This is a genomic window from Streptomyces sp. NPDC058086 (assembly GCF_042885015.1).
GTDB lineage: Bacteria > Actinomycetota > Actinomycetes > Streptomycetales > Streptomycetaceae > Streptomyces.
Map to the genome: position 1 here is coordinate 1 of NZ_JBHVST010000154.1, position 18009 is coordinate 18009.

Here is an 18009-nt window from a genome sequence, read left to right on the forward strand (position 1 = left end):
CCTCCGTCTTTTTTGGGGGGGGGGGGGTGTTTTTTTTTTTTTACCCCCCCCGCCCCCGCCCCCGCCCCCCGGCCGGCGCCCCCCCCCCCCCGGGGGGGGCCGCGGCCTTCTTTGGGGGGCCCCCCCCCCCCCGACAGTTGGGCCTGTGAGAGTCGGTCAGCCTCATCACCCCGTGGCGACGCGCCAAGACCGATCTGCCGAAGCTCGAGCCACCTCGGCGTCGTACTGCCCGGCCTCGAAGTGAAATGCCGGAGGCCGTGCTTCACCTCCAGGCACCTGCCAGTCGGACCACTCCACGATGCCCCCGTGCCGCTGCACGAACACCGAGAGGTGGCCGCAGCATCCGCCCGTGCACTCGGGCTCCCCCAACACCACACGTCCTCCCTCTGCGGTCGCCCACAGCGGGCTGCGACCGTTGGCGGGCAGTGCCTCTTCCACAAACGGGCCACGGCCTCCCTCGCCGACCGGCTCTGCCACCACATCTTTGCCGTCGATCCACAACCGCAACTGGGCAGCCCATCGGGACCCTGGTGGCAACATCCTGATCTCTAGCCGGTTGAACATCGGATCATCCTAGAGGCCAGCTCTGACGCTCGGTCGGGCCACAGCCAGACCAAGAAACGGAAATCAGCCCACGAACCGCCCTCTCAGCGGACGCAGGACGGGCTACCAGGGGCGCAGGGTCATGGCCATCGGCCCAACGACAGGTAGAGCCCCTCCGGCAGCTGAACCTGCCGGAGGGGCTCTCGCGCTGTGGGCTCGAGGTGCCTGTCAGCGTATAGGCCGCTACCGTCGAAAGAGGTGAGGTCGCGATTCAGGCACGTCCCGCGACGCGCTCCCGCAACGGTGGGCCTGCAGCCGGGAGACGTGCGTCCCTCGCTGTCACGCGGCGACCTCGACGACAGCGCCGCATCGGTCTTCGAGCGGCACCATCCAGCCAACGCCGGACCCCACGCTTCGGCGTGAGGCCGCGGCCATCCCTCTCGTGCTGGGACAGCGCGAGAACGTGGAAGAAGGAGCAGAGCCATGCGAGCACATCGCGCCAAGCGCGCCTTCGCCTGCGCCGCGGCCGGCTTCCTGCTGGCCGGCGGCACCGCAATCGGAGTGGCGGGCACGGCCGCAGCAGCCGCCCCCGCCACGACGACCGCCTCGGTTCCCACGAGCTGCTCGTGGCACAGCGGCTGGTACGACAGTTACCACCGCTGGCACGAGGGCTATTGGGACTGCAACTCGAACCGGAACAACCGCTGACCTGCCCGCCGTCCGGGCGAGTGGCCGCTGGTACGACTCACCCCTCAGGCTCTGCCGGGCGTTCAGCGGTCACCAGGGTGTGCGCGGGCCTGTGCATCCAGTACAGGGTCAGCGGGAACACAGCGTGCAGACCTTCAGACACCCACGTATCGACGCTGGCCAGCGACTCAGAGGTGAGGACCCCGGCCACGTTGGCGGACACAGCGACGGTCACGGCGAACAGGACATCACGGCGTGACCGGACAGCCCGGACAAGGAACAGGTCAACGGCCACCGGAACGGCGTGGGACGGCCAGCTGGTTACTCCGTGCCTCGCTGCCGGCCAATAAGCGCCTACTGCTGGAGCGTGTGTTCTTCGAGTACGGAGTGATTCGCCTGATGGCGAGAACTCGGGTGGCTGAGGTCGCCTGCCCCGGATGCGCGGTGATGTCCAAGCGGGTGCACAGTACTTATGGAAGATGCCTTGCCGACACTCCGGTTGGAGTTCGGCCGGCGGGTGACCCATCAACGGCGCGGCGGCGGCTCACCCCCGCCGGGGCGGGGGTGAGCCGAGTTCTTCGACTGCTCGGCCAACTGGTGGTCGCGGGTGGGGACCAGGGTGCGGTCCACGATCAGCACCGTGTCTCTCCGGAACCGTCTGCGGGGCTGAAGTGCGAGCGACGGCCCGAGGTGGTCGATGATGCGGTCGGCCGCAGACAGCAGAACCCGGTCCGCTAGAAGTTGTCTTCAAATGTCACGCCCGCATCAGGAGCGATGCGAGGGTGACGGCTGACTTGGAGGACTCGGCGGTCCTGTCGTAGCGGGTAGCGATGCCGCGCCACTGCTTCAGGCGGTTGAAGCACCGTTCCACCACGTTGCGACGCTTGTAGAGCTGCTTGTCGAAGCCCGGCGGGCGCCCGCCCCGGCTGCCGCGGCGAAGCCGGTTGCGGACCTGGTCGGCCCGCTCGGGGATGGTGTGGCCGATGCCGTGCCGTCGCAGCCAGGTGCGGAGGCCCGGGAGCTGTAGCCCTTGTCGCCCAGCACATGGGCGGGCCGTGTGCGGGGCCGTCCCGGGCCGGTGCGGGGCACTCGTATCGCTTCCATCACGCCGGTGAACTGGGTGCGGTCGTTGGTGTCACCGCCCGTGAGCGTGAAGGCGAGCGGGCGGCCGACGCTGTCGCAGGCCAGGTGGATTTTGCTGGTCAGGCCGCCTCAGGAGCGTCCGAGGCCGGGACTGCGGGCCCCCCTTTTCGGGCCCCGGCGGCGTGCTGGGTGGGCGCGGACGACGGTGGAGTCGACCGACACCAGCCAGTCGATGTCCCCAGCCGCGCCGGCGTGCCCCCGGGCGGCCCGGAGCATGCGCTCGAAGGTGCCGTCCGGCGCCCACCGGCGAAAGCGGGTGTGCAGCGTGGCCCACGGGCCGTACCGCTCCGGCACATCCCGCCAGGCCGTCCCGGTGCGGGAGTTCCACACGATCCCGTTGAGCACCCTGCGGTCGTCCAGCCGCTTCCGGCCCCGCAGCGAGACCGGCAGCAGCGGTCCGACGAACTCCCACTCGGCATCGGACAGTTCATGGCGACATATCACCCAACCATCAGCCAACCATGATCCACCACTCAAGATCTTTTGAAGACACGGCCTAGTGGTGGCCAGCGCGACGACCCACAGGCCTACGTGGCCGAACAACTCGGCCAGGCAGGCGGCGTGTTGATTCTCGACGACACCGGCTTCGTGAAGAAGGGCATGACCGAACGCGCGTCCCCGGCCTGCTCGACGGCCGGGACCACAGTGGCCCGGGACACTCACCGATTGGCGTACAGCTCGTCCAGTCCCCCCGAGAGTGCGGCGCGCACCTGGCGGGTGACCTCGTCGACCAGCACTTCGGGTTCATCATGGAGCAGCCCCGTCATCGCCGCCTCGGCCACGTCGCCCGCAAGGATTTTCGGGGAGTCGACGTCCGCCGCCAAGTCGGTGTCGACATAGCCGACATGCACGCCGACCACCAGCGTGCCCTGCTCCCGCAGTGCCAGCCGAAAGGCGTTCGTCAGCGACCATTGAGCGGACTTGGAGGCCGCGTAGCTCGGATATCGCCGATTGGCCACCCACGACGCCACGGACAGCATGTTCACCATCGCTCCCCCGCCATTGGCGGCCAACACGGGCGCGAACGCACGCGAGACAGCCCAGGTGCCGAAGTAGTTGACCTCCATCTCGCGCCTGGCACCGTCCAATGAGCCCTCCAGGAGGGACGGGCCACCGGTGACCCCGGCGTTGTTGATGACAATGTTGACATCGTCGGCTGCACGTGCGGCTGCGGCGACCTGCTCCTCGTCGGTGACGTCCAGTCGCAGCGGAGTGAGCCCGGAGGCCAGGACGGTCTTCGGGTCCCGGACACCGGCGTAGACCTTGGCTGCGCCGTGAGCGAGCAGGGCCTCCGTGAAGGCCATTCCGATGCCGCGGTTGGCTCCCGTGACAAGGGCTACCGAACCGTTGATGTCCATGATCATCACTTCCGTCGGCGAATGCGGAGGACTCCCTTCTTCAAGGCTAGTACTCCAGCCGGACTTCTGTATTTCTCCTGGTCAACGACTTGCCAATGCCCACGCCGCATGTGATGACAGCATCGGGCACGTGCCTGGTGGCGACGCCGCGGCCATCAGAACCAGTTCACGGCGAGGAACGCGTGGGCGAGCATGGCCAGCGTGACGTGCCAGTACCAGCCCACGTAGCGGCGGCCCAGTCGTAGAACCGTTCGCCCTTGGCTCTCGGCCCCGCCGACAAGCGTTCCCGGTCGCCTGTCCAGGACTTGGGCAGGTAGAGCTCGCAGTCGAGCAAGGCGTGGCCACGGGCAGTGGCGCAGGCGGCGAAGACACCGATCTGGCAAGTTCTCTGTCCGCCCGACCGTGCCGGAGTACCGGCGCTGCACCCCTGCGGGGGTGGTGCCCTTCTTCACGAAGCCGGTGTCGTCGAGAATCAACACGCCGCCGGCCTGGCCGAGTTGTTCGGTTCGGCTGGTCGTGTGATGTTGTCCGGCGTGCCGATGACGGCGGGCGGGTCGTGGACTGGCTGCGGGCGCTTGGGCCACCCGCCTCGGACCCCGCCGATGAGTTTCTGTCGGCTGCCGGGTCAGTATGGGCATGACTGCTACGAACAAGCCGCCGGTCGTCTGCCGCTCGGAGTGGCCGGCCGCGAACGACACCCTTCGCACTTGGGAGAAGGCGCACACCCGGGAGGGCGATGCGATCGCCGCCGCACGGCGACGACTGCCCATGACCGAGGTCGGCTCGTCGACTCGTCCGGCCGGGCATCGGCGCGGTCTCTCTGGCCGCCGTCTTCGGGCTGTTCAGCATCTTCTACGGCACCGCGGGCACCGTCGCGTCCTTCCAGGAGCGTCGCGTCCTCAAGGACACCGGCGGTACGCAGCCGGCGCACACCCAAGTCGGTGCCACTCCTGACACACCATCCTCCGGCCGCATTCCCGGGAAGATCCATCATGAACGAAACGCATGTCGCACCCCTCGACATTCTGACACCCATCGGCGCGTCACCGTGGTCGGGGCCAGGGTCATCGGTGCCTCATGGACCGCCCTGTTCCTCGCCAAGGGCCTGACCGTCACCGTCACCGACCCCCTGCCCGACATGGATCAGCAGGTACACGGCCAACTGCAGTGGGCCATCCCCAGTCTCCGCGCACTCGGACTTCCCGCCACCGACCTCGACCGCAACCTGCGATTCGGCCGACCTCGGCAAGGCGGTCGCGGACGCGGACGTCGTGCAGGAGAACGGCCCCGAGCGCCTGGACGTCAAACAGGACCTCTTCGCCCGGATCGAGCAGGCCGCACGTCCCGGCACCCTGTTGCTCAGCTCCACCTCGGGCATCCGCGCCACCGACATCGCACAGGCACTGCGGCAGCCCGAACGACTCGTCATCGGGCACCCCTTCAATCCGCCGCACCTCATCCCGCTGGTGGAGGTCGTCCCAGGCGAGACGACCGACCGGGAAGTGGTCAAGCGCGCCGTCGCCTTCTACACGGCGCTCGGCAAGAAGCCGCAAGTGCTGCGCAAGGAGGTGCCGGGATTCGTCGCCAACCGGCTGCAAGCCGCGCTGTTTCGCGAGGCCGTCAACCTTGTCGTACAGGGCGTGGTGACCGAGTCGGACTCGACAACATCGTGACCTCCTCCGTCGGCCTACGCTGAGTGGTCGCCCGTCCCTTCCGCAGCTTCCACATCGGTGGCGGCTCCGGCGGCCTGCCCCGCTTCCTCGAACACCTCGGCCCCGGCCTCGAGAGCCTCCGGCGGGATCTCGGTACCCCGGTACTCGACGAGTCAACGGTCCAACTCCTCTCCGGACAAGCCAGTTTCGGCGCGGGCATCGAGGAACTGGAGGGCGCACGCGACGAGGCTCAGATCAAGGTGCTGCAGGCGGTATCCACACCGTCCACCCTCGCCATCGAGCCCGCACGAAAGCAGTGAGCATGCGATGACCGAGCAGCCTTCCCTGCGGGAACTCCCTGACGGTTGACGCCGCTCCGGGCACCTGACCCGCCGATGACCCCGCGCGGGCGCGGACGATCCGTGAGCACGGCATACGCCCACTGATGATCGTCCCCGTCCGCGCGGCACACCGTGCTGGGTACGGCGGTGTTCCTCCGCGCCAGGGAACCAACCCGCTGTCCGGCGCCCGGACGGCCCGAAGAGCCGGCAGCACGAACAGGCTCCATGGCCGGCAATGCACGTACTCCCAGAAAGGCCGTCCAGTTCGGCAGTGGTGATCTGCACGTTGATCTAACGGACGTGACATTCATCGACGTCGCCGGAATCCGCATGATGACGACCGTTGCGAAGACGCTCAGCCGCGACGGCCGCCGTCTGCTGCTGCACGCGACGCTGCCCGGCGCGCGCAAGGTGATCCACCTGATGGGTTGGGAATCGGCCCCCGGCCTGATGCACTGCATCGGCGCAACGCTGTAGCGAGCCCCTCATTTCGCCGATGCGCTCTCGCCGGTCGTGAGCAGGTCAAGGGTGAAGTAGCGGAAGCAGTCGTATGACAGATCGCGGCAGAAAGCCACGGCGCCAGCGTTCATGGCGAACGCCACGGCCTCGGGCGAGGTCGGTCACCACACCATGCACATGGCCCGGCATCACCGTCGGCGCCTTCGTCATTCTCTTCGCCGTCCACGCGTTGGTGTGTGCGGCGACGGACGGCGCCCGTGCTTTCGCCAGCGACAGGGTGGGGCCCGTCTTCGGTTGGCTGCTGCTCGCCCTGCTCTCGTCGGCGGCCGGCGTGGTCGCGCTGGCGTGGCCCGGCATCACGGCCCTCGCGCTCACGATCTGGATCGCCGCGTGGACACTGGCGACCGGTGTCATGGAGATCGTCCTGGCATTCCAGCGCGACGAAAAGGCAGGCGAGCGGGCCTTGTTCCTGCTGACCGTCCTGGTGTCGATCGCGTTCGCGTTCGTGCTGTTCGTCCGTCCGGACATCGGTGCGGTCTCACTCACCACCGTCTTCGGACTGTTCAGCGTCGTCTACGGCGTCTCGGCGGTCTTCGCCTCGTGCGAGGAGCGGCGCCGTCGTACCGACACGAGCCGGTCCGAGCCGGTCAGCGCCTGAGGCTTCACCGTCCATCTCCGCCGCTCGTAGTCGCCGACAAGGCCTCGGTGGTGCATGAACCGGTCCGCTGGCGGAGCTGATGTGTGTGTTCTCGGCAAGCAGGACCAGGGCGTGGTACACGCGCAGTTGGGTGCGCCACCGCAGGAAGGTCATGCCGAGGTCGGCTTTGAAGAGGCGGGAGAGGGTGCGGTCGCCGGCACCGACCTGCCTGCCGAGTGCGGCCAGGGTGCGGTCGTCGGCCGGGTTCGTGAGCCAGCCACTGGGTGCGGGTCGGCGCTACGGGCTCGCGGCGGATTTCTGACATTGATCCGGCCTTTCGATCTTGGGGGTCCCTCCCGGCCTGCCACCAACCCGCTCAGTCGGTGAGGCCCAGCGCCCCCGCCGCCTGGATCGCCAGCCAGACCTCGGCCAGGGCCCCCGTCGACGTCAGATCACGATCCGCGAGAGCGCCGAAGCGGCGCAGCCGGTAGGCGAGGGTGTTGGGGTGGATGTGGAGCGCCGCCGCAGCCGTCTCGGTACGGCGGTCGCGCTCCATCCAGGTGCGGGCGGAGACCAGCAGCTGCGAGTCATGGGCCTCGTCGTAGCGCAGGACCTCGCCGAGCACGTGCTCGACCAGCGCGGTCAGGACAGCGGGGTCGTCGGGCAGCCACCGCCCCGTCGAGTCGTCGCCGTATCGGACGACCGGGCGGCCCGACTCCACCGCCTTGGAGACCGCCCAGAGCGCCTCGCGCTGGGCTATCTTCAGTGCGGCGCCCGGCAGGAAGGGGCGGCTGATCCCGGCTGCAACGGCCGGCAGCTCACCGACGGCCACTGCCAGCTCCGGTGCCCCCAGGACGTAACGGTCCTCGCCTCGGGTGAGCAGCAGATGGGGTCGGTCCTCCAGACAGCGCAGCAGCGCCTCGTCGGTGGTGTGGCGCACCACGAGGAGTACGGTGTCGCCCTCGATCGCGTGCCGGGCGAGCCGGCGACGCGCCGCCTCCGGGTCGAGCACCTCCTGCAACAGTTCCGCCAGCGTCTCCGCGCCCTCGCGGCGCAGCGTCTCGCGCTCGTTGCGGACCATCGCCAGCCGCAGCGCCGCCACGGTGGCGATGTGCTGGACGACGGCGAGTCCCGAGGGCTGGGCGCCCTGACGCTCGTATGCGACGAGAAAGCCCGCCGGGCCCCCGGGCGCGGGCACCGGGAGGACGAATCCGCCGGGGATCGTCGGTGGAGCGTCGACGGATGCGGGCAGGACAGCGGGATCCGGTACGGGAACGCCGGGCAGGAGGGGGCGGCCCTGGGGTGTGCAGAGGTAGACGTCGTAACCCGACAGGCCTTCGAGACGGCGCAGAAGTGTCGGCGTGTCGAGGTTCTCGGCGACCAGCCAGCGCAGCGCGCCGAAGACCTGGAGCTGCGCGCCCAGCCGGTGCCGGGCGTCCTCCTGGGCCGCGGCGGCGATCTCTTGGGCGACGGCGATGAACGGAACGGCGAGCGGCACTTCGAGGACCGGGAAGCCCCGCTCCTCCGCCGCCTGGAAGAACGCGTCGTGCAGCGGGGGCATGTGCAACTGCGCGGAGAGCGCCAGAGCGGATACCCCGGCGTCGTCCAGCCGCTCCAGATAGGCGCGCTGTCCGGCCGCGGTACGGGGGATCGCCAGGCCCGCCGTCATGATCACCTCGGCGCCCAGGAGCCAGGGCGTCGGATCGGCGAGTTCGCTGGCGTGCGCCCAGGACACGGACCGGTTCAGACCGCCGCTGCCGGCCTTCACGGAGAGCTGGAGTGCCGGGAAGGAGAGCAGGTCCCCGACGGTGAGTTTGTTGCTGGCCACATAAAACAGCGTACGGCTCTGTGATGGACACAATTGTCGCTGGTCAGCCGCGGGCCACAGACTGTGAAACCGTCCCCCTGTATGAACGGAAGGTGGAGCGCCCGTGACAAGCTCGATCACCGAAATCGAGACCTACGGTGTCGAGCGGATCCCGGACTCGGACCGCACGGCCCGCCCGATCGACCTGTTCCGGCTCGCTTTCGGGGGTGCCAACACCTTCGCGACCTGTGTGCTGGGCGCCTTCCCGATCCTCTTCGGGCTCTCCTTCTGGCAGGGGCTCGCGGCGACCGTCCTCGGCCTCGTGGCGGGTGCGCTGCTGCTGGCCCCGATGGCGTTGTTCGGCCCTGCCAACGGCACGAACAACGCCGTCTCCTCCTCCGCGCACCTGGGCGTGCACGGCCGGGTCGTCGGCTCGTTCCTCTCCCTGCTCACCGCCATCGCGTTCTTCTCGATCTCGGTGTGGTCCTCGGGGGACGCGCTCGTCGGCGGCGCGCACCGGCTCGTCCACGTCCCCGAGACGGACGTCACCTACGGCATCGCGTACGCGATCTTCGCCGGGCTCGTACTCGTCGTCTGCATCTACGGTTTCCGGTTCATGCTGCTGGTCAACAAGATCGCGGTGCTGGCGGCATCGGCCCTCTTCGTGCTCGGTGCCTTCGCCTTCGCGGGCGACTTCGACCCCGGTTACGCGGGAACCTTCGCCTCCACCACCGACCCGCTGTTCTGGCCGTCGTTCATCGGCGCCGCGCTGATCGTGCTCTCCAACCCGGTCTCCTTCGGCGCGTTCCTCGGTGACTGGTCCCGCTACATCCCGGCCGGGACTCCGCGCCGCCGGGTGATGGGGGCGGCGTTCCTCGCACAGATCGCCACCCTGCTGCCGTTCCTCTTCGGCCTGGCCACCGCGTCGATCATCGCGTCCAAGGCCGCGAAGTACGTCGACCCGGCCGCCCCGAACTACGTGGGCGGACTGCTCGCGATCTCGCCCGGCTGGTACTTCCTGCCGCTCTGTCTGATCGCCCTGATCGGCGGCCTCTCCACCGGCACGACGTCCCTGTACGGCACGGGGCTCGACTTCTCCAGCGTCTTCACGCGCTTCAGCCGCGTCCAGGCCACCTTCTTCATCGGCGCCCTGTCCATCGCGTTCATCTTCGCCGGCCGCTTCGCGCTCAACCTCGCGCAGTCCATCTCCACCTTCGCCACGCTGATCATCACCTGCACGGCACCGTGGATGATCGTCATGACGCTCGGCTATGTCACCCGGCGCGGCTGGTACGACGCGGAGGCGCTGCAGGTCTTCAACCGCCGCCGGCGTGGCGGCCGCTACTGGTTCACGCACGGCTGGAACTGGCGCGGCATGTCCACCTGGCTCGTCTCCGCCGTCGTGGCACTCCTCTTCACCAACCTGCCCGGCCAGTTCGTCGGCCCGCTCGGCAACCTCGCGGGCGGTACGGACATCTCGCTGCCGGTCGGCCTCGCCCTCGCGGTCGTGCTCTACCTCGCCCTGCTCACTCTGTTCCCCGAGCCGCGCGCCGTGTACGGACCGGCCGGACCCCGCTTCGTCCGGGCGTCGGACGCCCCGGTGCCGCCGATCACCGGCGGTACCGAGGAGACCGTGCCCGAATCCGCCGTGGCCCACTGAGGCCCCGCCGTCACCCCCCGTAACCGACCGCCCCGCCGTTCGGGCCCCGCCGCCGAACGCCCGTGACCAGGAGCCGTGCATGAGCACCACCACCGTCCAGGAAGTCCGGACCGCCGCGGACGCGCTTGTCGCCGCCTTCGCCGAGGGCCGCCTCGACGACTACTTCGGCGCCTTCGCCCCCGACGCGACCTTCATCTTCCACACCACCCCGCAGCGGCTCGGCTCCACGGACGAGTACCGCGCGCTCTGGCAGCAGTGGGTGGAAGAGGACGGCTTCCGCATCCTCGGCTGCACCTCGTCCGCCCAGCTGATCCAGCACTTCGGCGACACCGCCGTTTTCAGTCACGACGTCGAAACCCAGGTCGCCACCCATGCGGGCGAGGAGACGGTCCACGAACGGGAGACCATCGTCTTCACCCGCGCCGACAACGGCGGCTGGGTCGCCGTCCACGAGCACCTGTCCGCCCGTACCGCCGCCTGACCAGGAGAGACGTTCCATGAGCACCACCTTCCGCAACTACATCGACGGTGCGTTCGCGGACGCCTCGGACGGCCGCACGCTCGATGTGGTGGACCCCACCACTGGTGACGTCTACGCGACCTCCCCGCTCTCCGGGGCGGCAGACGTCGACGCGGCGATGGCGGCCGCGGCCGCGGCGTTCCCCGTCTGGCGCGACACCACACCGTCCGTGCGGCAGCGCGCGCTGCTGAAGATCGCCGACGCGATGGAGGCACGGGCCGACGAACTGGTCGCCGCGGAGAGCCGGGACACCGGCAAGCCGCTCCACCTCACCCGCAGCGAGGAACTCGCCCCCGCCATCGACCAGGTCCGCTTCTTCGCGGGAGCGGCCCGCATGCTGGAGGGCCGCTCGGCCGGCGAGTACATGGAGGGAATGACCTCCATCATCCGCCGCGAGCCGGTCGGTGTGTGCGCGCAGGTCGCGCCGTGGAACTACCCCCTGCTGATGGCGGTGTGGAAGTTCGCCCCGGCGCTCGCGGCGGGCAACGCGGTGGTCCTCAAGCCCTCGGACACCACCCCGGCCTCCACGGTGCTGATCGCCGAGATCATCGGCGGTGTCCTGGAGGAGCTGGCACTGCCCGGCGGAATCTTCAACGTGGTCTGCGGCGACCGTGAGACCGGCCGCCTGATGGTGGAGCACCCGACCCCCGCGATGGCCTCGATCACCGGTTCGGTGCGCGCCGGCATCCAGGTCGCCCAGAGCGCGGCCAAGGACGTGAAGCGGGTCCACCTGGAGCTCGGAGGCAAGGCCCCGGCTGTGATCTTCGAGGACGCCGACCTGACGAAGGCGGTCGAGGACCTGGTGGTCGGCGGCTTCTTCAACGCCGGTCAGGACTGCACGGCCGCCACCCGCGTCCTGGTCCACGAGTCGGTTCACGACGAGTTCGTCGCCGCCCTCGCCAAGGCCGCGGCCGACACCAGGACCGGGCTGCCGGACGACGAGGACGTGCTCTACGGACCGCTGAACAACGCGGGCCAGCTCGCCCAGGTCAGCGGCTTCATCGAGCGCCTCCCCGAGCACGCCAGGATCGAGGCGGGCGGCCACCGGGTCGGCGAGCAGGGCTACTTCTACGCCCCGACCGTGGTCTCCGGGCTCAAGCAGGACGACGAGATCATCCAGAACGAGGTCTTCGGCCCGGTCATGACCGTCCAGTCCTTCACCGACGAGGCCCAGGCCGTGCAGTACGCCAACGGCGTCGACTACGCACTGGCCTCCTCGGTGTGGACCAAGGACCACGCGCGGGCGATGCGGATGTCGAAGAACCTCGACTTCGGCTGTGTGTGGATCAACACCCACATGGCCCTCGTCGCCGAGATGCCGCACGGCGGGTTCAAGAAGTCCGGCTACGGCAAGGACCTCTCCGCGTACGGCTTCGAGGACTACACCCGGATCAAGCACGTCATGACGTCGCTCTGACATCCAGGAGCCCTGACATCCAGGAACCCGGCGGCCATGCTCGAAGCATCGGCTGCCGGGTGAGGAGCTGTGCGACCTGCGGCCCGTCTTTGGTGTCAGGCCTGGGTGTCCGGGCGGGTCCTCCGGGGGCGCCCAGGTCGCTCGACCATGCAGGCGGCTTGTGGATCTACCCACCGGGTCCGATGCGATAGGTTCCCGGTGTCTGGCCCATGGTGCGGCTGAACGTGTCGATGAACGCACTGGTCGTGGCCCATCCGCACTGTCGTCCCGTTTCGCTGACGCTCGCTCCCTCCGCCAGCAGCACCATGGCGTGAAAGACCCGGACGTTGGTCCTCCATTGCGGATACGTCATGCCGAACTCGGTCCTGAACAGCCGGGCCAGGGTGCGCTCGCTCACGCCGATGCGCCGCGCGAGCCAGGCGGCGGTCCGTGGCTGCCGCAGATCCTCGGTCACCAGCGAACACGCCTGCCGCAGCAGGGAGTTGGTGGGGGTGGGCAGCGTCAACGGCTCGACGAGAGCCCGCCGCAGCCGGTCCCGCAGCACGGCACGCAGACGCCGTGCCTCCTGCTCGGACAGGCCCGGTTCACTGCACGCGATGATCAGCTCGCGCACCAGGGCGTCGACGGCCACGACGACCGGCGTCTGCGACCTCAGCAGCATGTCGTGAGCGGCGAAGCCGAGCGTGTGCACAGAGGTGTGCCCGTGTACCCGGTGCTGATGCCAGGTGCCCGCGGGAATCCACATGGCGCGCGCGCTGGACGCCACCCAGGACGCCTCACCCGTCCGCACCGCCAGCACGCCGGCGCTGACGTAGAGAAGCTGGTGATAGCCATGCTGGTGGCGGCCGATGACCTCACCCGCGAGGTGGGCATGGGTGCTGTCCTTGGGTTCCGCCGCCGCCTTCTCTGCCTGACTGTTTTCCGACATATGACGGCAGATTAACGGAAGCGGCGCACCGTGCGGTCCTGCGAGCGTGATGGCCATGCCCACGACGTCTCACACCCCGCGTGATCTTCCTCCCGCTGCCCCGCCGACGCTCAAGGCCCGGCTGGCCTCCGGTCTGCGCGGCGTCGCCCTCGACACCCGCCCGCTGGCCCACCCCGTCTTCCGGCGCCTGTTGATCGGGCAGAGCGCGGCATACGTCGGGACCATGGTCACCGGCGTGACCATCCCGGTGCAGATATACGCGCTGTCGCAGTCGTCGCTGTCCGTGGGGCTGATGGGACTGGCCGGTCTCGTGCCGCTCGTGGTCTTCGGCCTGTACGGCGGCGCCATCGCCGACCGGTTCGACCGCCGTCTGCTGTACCTGGCCTCGGCATGCCTCACCTGGGTGACCACACTCGCCCTGCTGCTTCAGGCAGTCGCCGATCTGCGCTCGGTCCCCCTCATCCTCGCCCTTGTCGCCGTCCAGGCCGGCGCCTTCGCCGTGTCGTCCGCCGCCCGGGGCGCGATCATTCCCCGCATCGTTCCCACGCCCCTGGTACCCGCCGCGAACACGCTGTACTTCACCGCCGGCAATGTCGGGCAGGTCGCCGGGCCGCTTGTAGCGGGCATCCTGATCTCGCTGCCGAACGGCTACTGCTGGGCATACGGCGCCGACGCCGTCCTGTTTTCTCTCCTGCTGTACTCGGCCGTTCATCTGCCCCCGATCATGCCGACCGGATCGGGGGCCCGGACCGGTGGGCTGCGCTCGGTCTTCGACGGGCTGCGGTTCATCGCTGCCGCCCCGGTGCTCTGGATGTCCTTCGCGGTCGACATCGCGGCGATGACGTTGGCCATGCCCACCGCACTGTTCCCGGAAGCGGCGCAGGTGCGTTTCGGCGGAGGGGTGGGGCTGCTGTACTCAGCCATCGCCATCGGGTCGGTCGCGGCGGGGCTGTTCAGCGGATGGATCGGACGCGTACGCCGCCAAGGCCGGGCGCTGGCCATCGCCGTCACCGCCTGGGCGGCGGCCATCGCCCTCGCGGGCACCGTCCACCACCTCCTCGCCGCCGCAGCCCTACTGGCCGCGGCCGGAGCGGCGGACCTCGTCAGCGCGGTCTACCGCGAGACGATTCTGCAGACCTACGCACCTGACGCCATGCGCGGTCGTCTGCAAGGCGTCTTCACCGTCGTCGTCGCCGGCGGTCCCCGGCTCGGAGACCTGCGCGCCGGCGCCATGGCCTCCGCCACCGGTCTCGGCGTCGCGTGGACAGGCAGCTCGCTGCTCTGCGTGATCGTCGTCATCGTCGGCGCACTGCTCGTACAACCGTTCTGGCGCTATGACGTCACCTCGGCACAGCCTCCGTCCCCTCTCCCCGCTACCTGACTGACCGCAACCAGGACCCGAACCGGCCCAACCAGACGCTGCTGTCGCAGAATTCGCCATGCGATCGGGCAAAGAGGACCGCACGGGGCTCCGGCACCCGGACACGTACGGCACACATGCGAGGGGCCCGGAGAATCCGCACAACAGCGCCACACGGACTGCACACAGGCTTTCGAAAGCCTCGTTAGCGTTGCTAGCTGCTCGATCCCACGTGCGAACGTGACCAGGCCCGGCGGGGCCACGGCAAGTCAACTCAGGAAGACCGCAAATGGACTACTGCTCCTCGTGTCGCCGGCATCTCAATGGCGCCCTGGTGTGTCCCGGGTGTGGTGCCTACGCTCCGGACATCGCACCGGCCACCGCCGACGGTGACGTCGTCCCGACCTGGGCCGGCATGGCGACGACGGGCACAGCGGTGAGCGCGTCGGTGCCGTGGGAGTACACGGCCTCGGACACGTGGCAGGACGGCCGTCTTCGTGACGAGGCAGCGGTCGGGGCCGGCCTGGAGGAGGCCCCGCAGACAGAGGCGTACGGCGACTTCGAGGGCGCGACGCCCGCACCGCAAGGGCGGGCGGCGCGGCGTCGCCAGCTGGCCCGCTGGAAGAAGAACCAGCGCCGGGCCGTGGTCGCGACTGCCGTCGCACTCGTCGGCGGTGGCCTGACCGTCGCTTCGATGGACCGGAACTCCGGCGACCGAGCACAGGCGGCCTCAGCGCCGGAGATCAAGACCATGGGCACCTCGGACGAACAGGCGGCTGAGCAGCCCCGCCCGTCGTCGACACACCCTGAAACTCGTCTGTCTTCGCACACTCCCCCCGCGCAGTCGCTCACGACCGACCTTCCGCGCCGGGAGTCCGCCACTGCCCCGTCCCACGTCGCGCCGCAGAGCGCTCGGCCGTTCGATGCTGCCTCTCCTCATCCGACGGCGACGTCGGCGACCCCGCAGCCTCGGACGGCCTCCCCGTCCTCCGTCGGAACGGTGCCCGACCGCACCACTGCGGCGGCGAAGGAGACGTCCGCGCCTGCCGGCTCCGATGGCACGGCCCCGGGCACACCGCAGGCGAGCCCCGCGCCGGCATCGACTTCACCCTCGCAGATCTGCCTGCTCCTGGTGTGCCTCGGTTGAATCGCGCCGAGCCGCGCCTCCCGCATACCGAGGCACGGCCGCCGGCTCGTCCGCGAAGGCACCCCGGCTCGAACCGCAAAGCGAGCCGAATCCACGACGCCGGCCGTGGCACACCCGCGCCGGCCCGTCGCGGTGCGCCGCCGTGCCCACCTCGTGCCCTTCAGGACGGACAGGCATGAAGGCGCAGGTCAGGCCCCAGTCGGTCTGGGCTCCTGTAGGTACGCCTCGAGCTCGGCGGCCCCGGCCAGCATCGCGCGCCCGCGGGCGGACAGCCGACCGTGCCAGTCGCGCAGGGCGGCCTCCAGCGGCTCCAGGCCGCCGGCCGCCCGCACCTGAGCGATCAGCGGGGCGATCTGCTCCAGCAGGTAGCCGCCCCGCCTGAGCTGGTGGGCCAGCCGGGCATCCCGCACGTCGGCCTCGTCGTAGACGCGGTAGCCGGTCTGCGGGTCGCGGCGTGGGCTCACGAGCCCGGCGCGCTCCCATTTGCGCAGCGTCGCGGGTCGGATCCCGAGCTTGCCTGCCAGCGGCCCGATGAACGTGCCGTCGATCCCAGCCACCGCGGTCGGCTCGGGCTCGGACGCCCTCGTGGGCTCCAGGTCGCGGAGGGCGCTCTCGACGGCCTGGAGGGTCCGGCGGTCGTCGAGGAGTTGGGCGTGGCTCTCGTCGATCAGGCGGAGCGCCTCCTCAGCCGCATCCTGGTTCACCGCCCGCATGATCGACGTCGCCGTCTGGTGGCCGTGGCCGGGCACCAGGGCAAGAAACGCGCGCAGGGCCCCCGCGTGCAGCTGGGTGTAGGTGCGGTAGCCGTGGGGCGTGCGACCGGCGGACGGAAGGATGCCGGCCTCCTCGTAGTTCCTGATCGCCTGCGTGGACAGACCGTGCCCGCGCGCCAGATCCACCGGCCTGAGCCGCTCGCCATTTTGAAGGTTTCGTCCCATGGGCCTGCCGTTATCGCGAAAAAGTTTCAACCGATGGTTCAACGATAGCGTTGAAGGCATGGCTACTGACATCAAGGACTCCGCCCAAGCCGTCGAGGCCGCCGCCGTCATGAGGCTGCTCCCGGCCCGGCCCCGGCTGCTCGCCCTGGGCGAGCCCACCCACGGCGAGAATGCTCTGCTCGACCTGCGCAACGAGCTCTTCCGGCAGCTTGTCGAGCAGGAGGGCTACCGGACGATCACGATCGAGAGCGACTGCATGATGGGCCTGGTCGTCGACGACCACGTCACCTCGGGCACGGGCACCCTCGACGAAGTCATGGAGCAGGGAATCAGCCACGGCTGGGGCACCTTCGCGGCCAACCGCGAACTCGTGAGCTGGATGCGCGCCTACAACGTCCGTGCCGACAACGACGGCCGACCCGCGTCCGAGCGGCTCCGCTTCGCCGGTTTCGACGGCCCGCTGGAGATCACCCACGCCGCGAGCCCCCGGCAGGCCCTCACCGCACTCCACGGCTACCTCTCGGCCCGGGTGGACGCGGGCCTGCTCCCCTGCACCGCGGACACACTCGACCGCCTGCTCGGCACCGACGACCGGTGGACCGATCCTGCCGCGATGATGGACCCGGCCCGGTCCACAGGGCAGTCGGCCGAAGCCGGCCAACTGCGGCTGCTCGCCGACGATCTGGTGGCACTGCTCGACCAGCAGACGCCGCACCTGCTCGTGACGACCTCGCGGGACGACTGGGACCGGGCGCGCCTGTACGGGCGCACCGCGACCGGCCTGCTGCGCTACCACCACTGGATGGCCGACACCTCACCGGCCCGCATGACCCGGCTGGTGGGCGTCCGGGACCAGATGATGGCCCACAACCTCCTCGCCGTCGCCGAACGGGGCCCGGCACTCATCCACGCCCACAACTCACATCTCCAACGGACCAAGAACTCGATGCGGATGGGCGGCGTGCCGCTGAAGTGGTGGAGCGCCGGTTCGCTGGTGAGCGCCCGGCTCGGCGAGGAGTACGCCTTCGTGGCCACGGCCCTCGGCACGATCCGGCACCAGGGAGTGGACACTCCGCCGCCGGACACCGTGGAAGGACTCCTGTACGCGCTCCCGGAAGACCGCTTCGTCATCGACGCCCCGCGGCTGGCCACCACCCTCGGCGAGACGCGGCCCGCGCCCCGCGTCTCCCCCTGGTTCGGCTACGCCCCGCTTGACCCGGCCCACCTGGCTGACAGCGACGGCATCGTGTTCGTCAAGGACGTCCCGCAGAGCCGGCCCCGGCCATTCAGCGGAATGGGTCGAGCCGACACCTGACGGCGGAAGGGCACTCAATGTGTGTTATCCGGCGACCGTGTAGGAGCGCGCTCCCGTTCCGGCGAGTCCGCCGCCGTCGACGATCAGGTACTCCGGG

The 18009-nt window shown here is 69.6% G+C and carries 17 protein-coding genes and 4 pseudogenes; 12 read left to right on the forward strand and 9 right to left on the reverse strand.

What is annotated here, in order from left to right; translation table 11 throughout:
* Positions 1-1026 precede the first annotated feature (1026 nt).
* Entirely contained in the window at positions 1027-1251 is a 225-nt protein-coding gene (locus ACFVWD_RS52985; RefSeq protein ID WP_389605910.1) for a hypothetical protein, read from the forward strand.
* 37 nt (positions 1252-1288) lie between these two features.
* On the opposite strand, the gene ACFVWD_RS52990 is transcribed toward ACFVWD_RS52985, so the two are convergent.
* The 5 genes and pseudogenes from ACFVWD_RS52990 to ACFVWD_RS53010 all read right to left on the reverse strand — a co-directional run.
* Entirely contained in the window at positions 1289-1525 is a 237-nt protein-coding gene (locus ACFVWD_RS52990; protein WP_389605912.1) for a hypothetical protein, read from the reverse strand.
* 278 nt (positions 1526-1803) lie between these two features.
* Positions 1804-1947 (reverse strand): annotated as a pseudogene (locus ACFVWD_RS52995) (IS5/IS1182 family transposase); the annotation flags it as partial.
* A 37-nt stretch (positions 1948-1984) separates the two neighbouring features.
* Positions 1985-2817, reverse strand: a pseudogene (locus ACFVWD_RS53000) (IS5 family transposase).
* 215 nt (positions 2818-3032) lie between these two features.
* Positions 3033-3731 (reverse strand): SDR family oxidoreductase, encoded by a 699-nt coding sequence (locus tag ACFVWD_RS53005; protein ID WP_389605914.1) that lies wholly within the window; start codon positions 3729-3731, stop codon positions 3033-3035.
* Positions 3732-4002: 271 nt separating this feature from the next.
* Positions 4003-4210, reverse strand: a pseudogene (locus ACFVWD_RS53010) (transposase); the annotation flags it as partial.
* A gap of 157 nt (positions 4211-4367) precedes the next feature.
* Here ACFVWD_RS53010 and ACFVWD_RS53015 point away from each other — a divergent pair.
* The 5 genes from ACFVWD_RS53015 to ACFVWD_RS53035 all read left to right on the forward strand — a co-directional run bounded on the left by ACFVWD_RS53015 (position 4368) and on the right by ACFVWD_RS53035 (position 6841).
* Positions 4368-4685, forward strand: coding sequence for a DUF899 family protein (locus tag ACFVWD_RS53015; protein WP_389605915.1), 318 nt, complete (start codon positions 4368-4370; stop codon positions 4683-4685).
* Positions 4686-5002: 317 nt separating this feature from the next.
* Positions 5003-5404, forward strand: coding sequence for a 3-hydroxyacyl-CoA dehydrogenase family protein (locus ACFVWD_RS53020; protein WP_389605917.1), 402 nt, complete (start codon positions 5003-5005; stop codon positions 5402-5404).
* A 23-nt stretch (positions 5405-5427) separates the two neighbouring features.
* Positions 5428-5703 carry a hypothetical protein gene (locus tag ACFVWD_RS53025; RefSeq protein ID WP_389605919.1) on the forward strand — a complete coding sequence of 92 codons (276 nt, stop codon included), beginning with the start codon at positions 5428-5430 and terminating at the stop codon, positions 5701-5703.
* 246 nt (positions 5704-5949) lie between these two features.
* Positions 5950-6201 carry an STAS domain-containing protein gene (locus tag ACFVWD_RS53030; RefSeq protein ID WP_389605921.1) on the forward strand — a complete coding sequence of 84 codons (252 nt, stop codon included), beginning with the start codon at positions 5950-5952 and terminating at the stop codon, positions 6199-6201.
* Positions 6202-6274: 73 nt separating this feature from the next.
* A complete protein-coding gene (locus ACFVWD_RS53035; RefSeq protein WP_389605923.1) occupies positions 6275-6841 on the forward strand; it encodes an HdeD family acid-resistance protein in 567 nt (188 codons plus the stop codon).
* Positions 6842-6907: 66 nt separating this feature from the next.
* Here the strand turns inward: ACFVWD_RS53035 and ACFVWD_RS53040 are convergent.
* Together ACFVWD_RS53040 and ACFVWD_RS53045 are read right to left on the reverse strand one after the other, a co-directional pair.
* Positions 6908-7087: pseudogene (locus ACFVWD_RS53040) on the reverse strand (helix-turn-helix domain-containing protein); the annotation flags it as partial.
* A gap of 109 nt (positions 7088-7196) precedes the next feature.
* Entirely contained in the window at positions 7197-8648 is a 1452-nt protein-coding gene (locus ACFVWD_RS53045; protein ID WP_384920951.1) for a PucR family transcriptional regulator, read from the reverse strand.
* Positions 8649-8751: 103 nt separating this feature from the next.
* Here ACFVWD_RS53045 and ACFVWD_RS53050 point away from each other — a divergent pair, with 103 nt between their 5' ends.
* The 3 genes from ACFVWD_RS53050 (at position 8752) to ACFVWD_RS53060 (ending at position 12224) form a co-directional block, all read left to right on the forward strand.
* A complete protein-coding gene (locus tag ACFVWD_RS53050; protein ID WP_389605924.1) occupies positions 8752-10287 on the forward strand; it encodes a purine-cytosine permease family protein in 1536 nt (511 codons plus the stop codon).
* A gap of 79 nt (positions 10288-10366) precedes the next feature.
* Positions 10367-10768, forward strand: coding sequence for a nuclear transport factor 2 family protein (locus ACFVWD_RS53055; protein WP_389605926.1), 402 nt, complete (start codon positions 10367-10369; stop codon positions 10766-10768).
* A gap of 16 nt (positions 10769-10784) precedes the next feature.
* Positions 10785-12224 (forward strand): gamma-aminobutyraldehyde dehydrogenase, encoded by a 1440-nt coding sequence (locus tag ACFVWD_RS53060; RefSeq protein ID WP_389605927.1) that lies wholly within the window; start codon positions 10785-10787, stop codon positions 12222-12224.
* 166 nt (positions 12225-12390) lie between these two features.
* Here the strand turns inward: ACFVWD_RS53060 and ACFVWD_RS53065 are convergent, their stop codons facing one another.
* Positions 12391-13152 carry an AraC family transcriptional regulator gene (locus ACFVWD_RS53065; RefSeq protein WP_389605928.1) on the reverse strand — a complete coding sequence of 254 codons (762 nt, stop codon included), beginning with the start codon at positions 13150-13152 and terminating at the stop codon, positions 12391-12393.
* Positions 13153-13207: 55 nt separating this feature from the next.
* On the opposite strand from ACFVWD_RS53065, the gene ACFVWD_RS53070 reads away from it, so the two are divergent.
* Positions 13208-14533, forward strand: a complete 1326-nt coding sequence (locus ACFVWD_RS53070) for an MFS transporter (protein WP_389605929.1) — start codon at positions 13208-13210, stop codon at positions 14531-14533.
* A 268-nt stretch (positions 14534-14801) separates the two neighbouring features.
* Positions 14802-15659, forward strand: coding sequence for a hypothetical protein (locus ACFVWD_RS53075; RefSeq protein ID WP_389605930.1), 858 nt, complete (start codon positions 14802-14804; stop codon positions 15657-15659).
* Positions 15660-15847: 188 nt separating this feature from the next.
* Here ACFVWD_RS53075 and ACFVWD_RS53080 read toward each other — a convergent pair whose 3' ends face one another.
* Positions 15848-16597, reverse strand: a complete 750-nt coding sequence (locus tag ACFVWD_RS53080) for a TioE family transcriptional regulator (RefSeq protein WP_389605932.1) — start codon at positions 16595-16597, stop codon at positions 15848-15850.
* A gap of 58 nt (positions 16598-16655) precedes the next feature.
* On the opposite strand from ACFVWD_RS53080, the gene ACFVWD_RS53085 reads away from it, so the two are divergent.
* Positions 16656-17912: an erythromycin esterase family protein gene (locus ACFVWD_RS53085; protein WP_389605934.1), complete on the forward strand. Its 1257-nt coding sequence runs from the start codon at positions 16656-16658 to the stop codon at positions 17910-17912.
* The last annotated feature ends 97 nt before the right edge of the window (positions 17913-18009 follow it).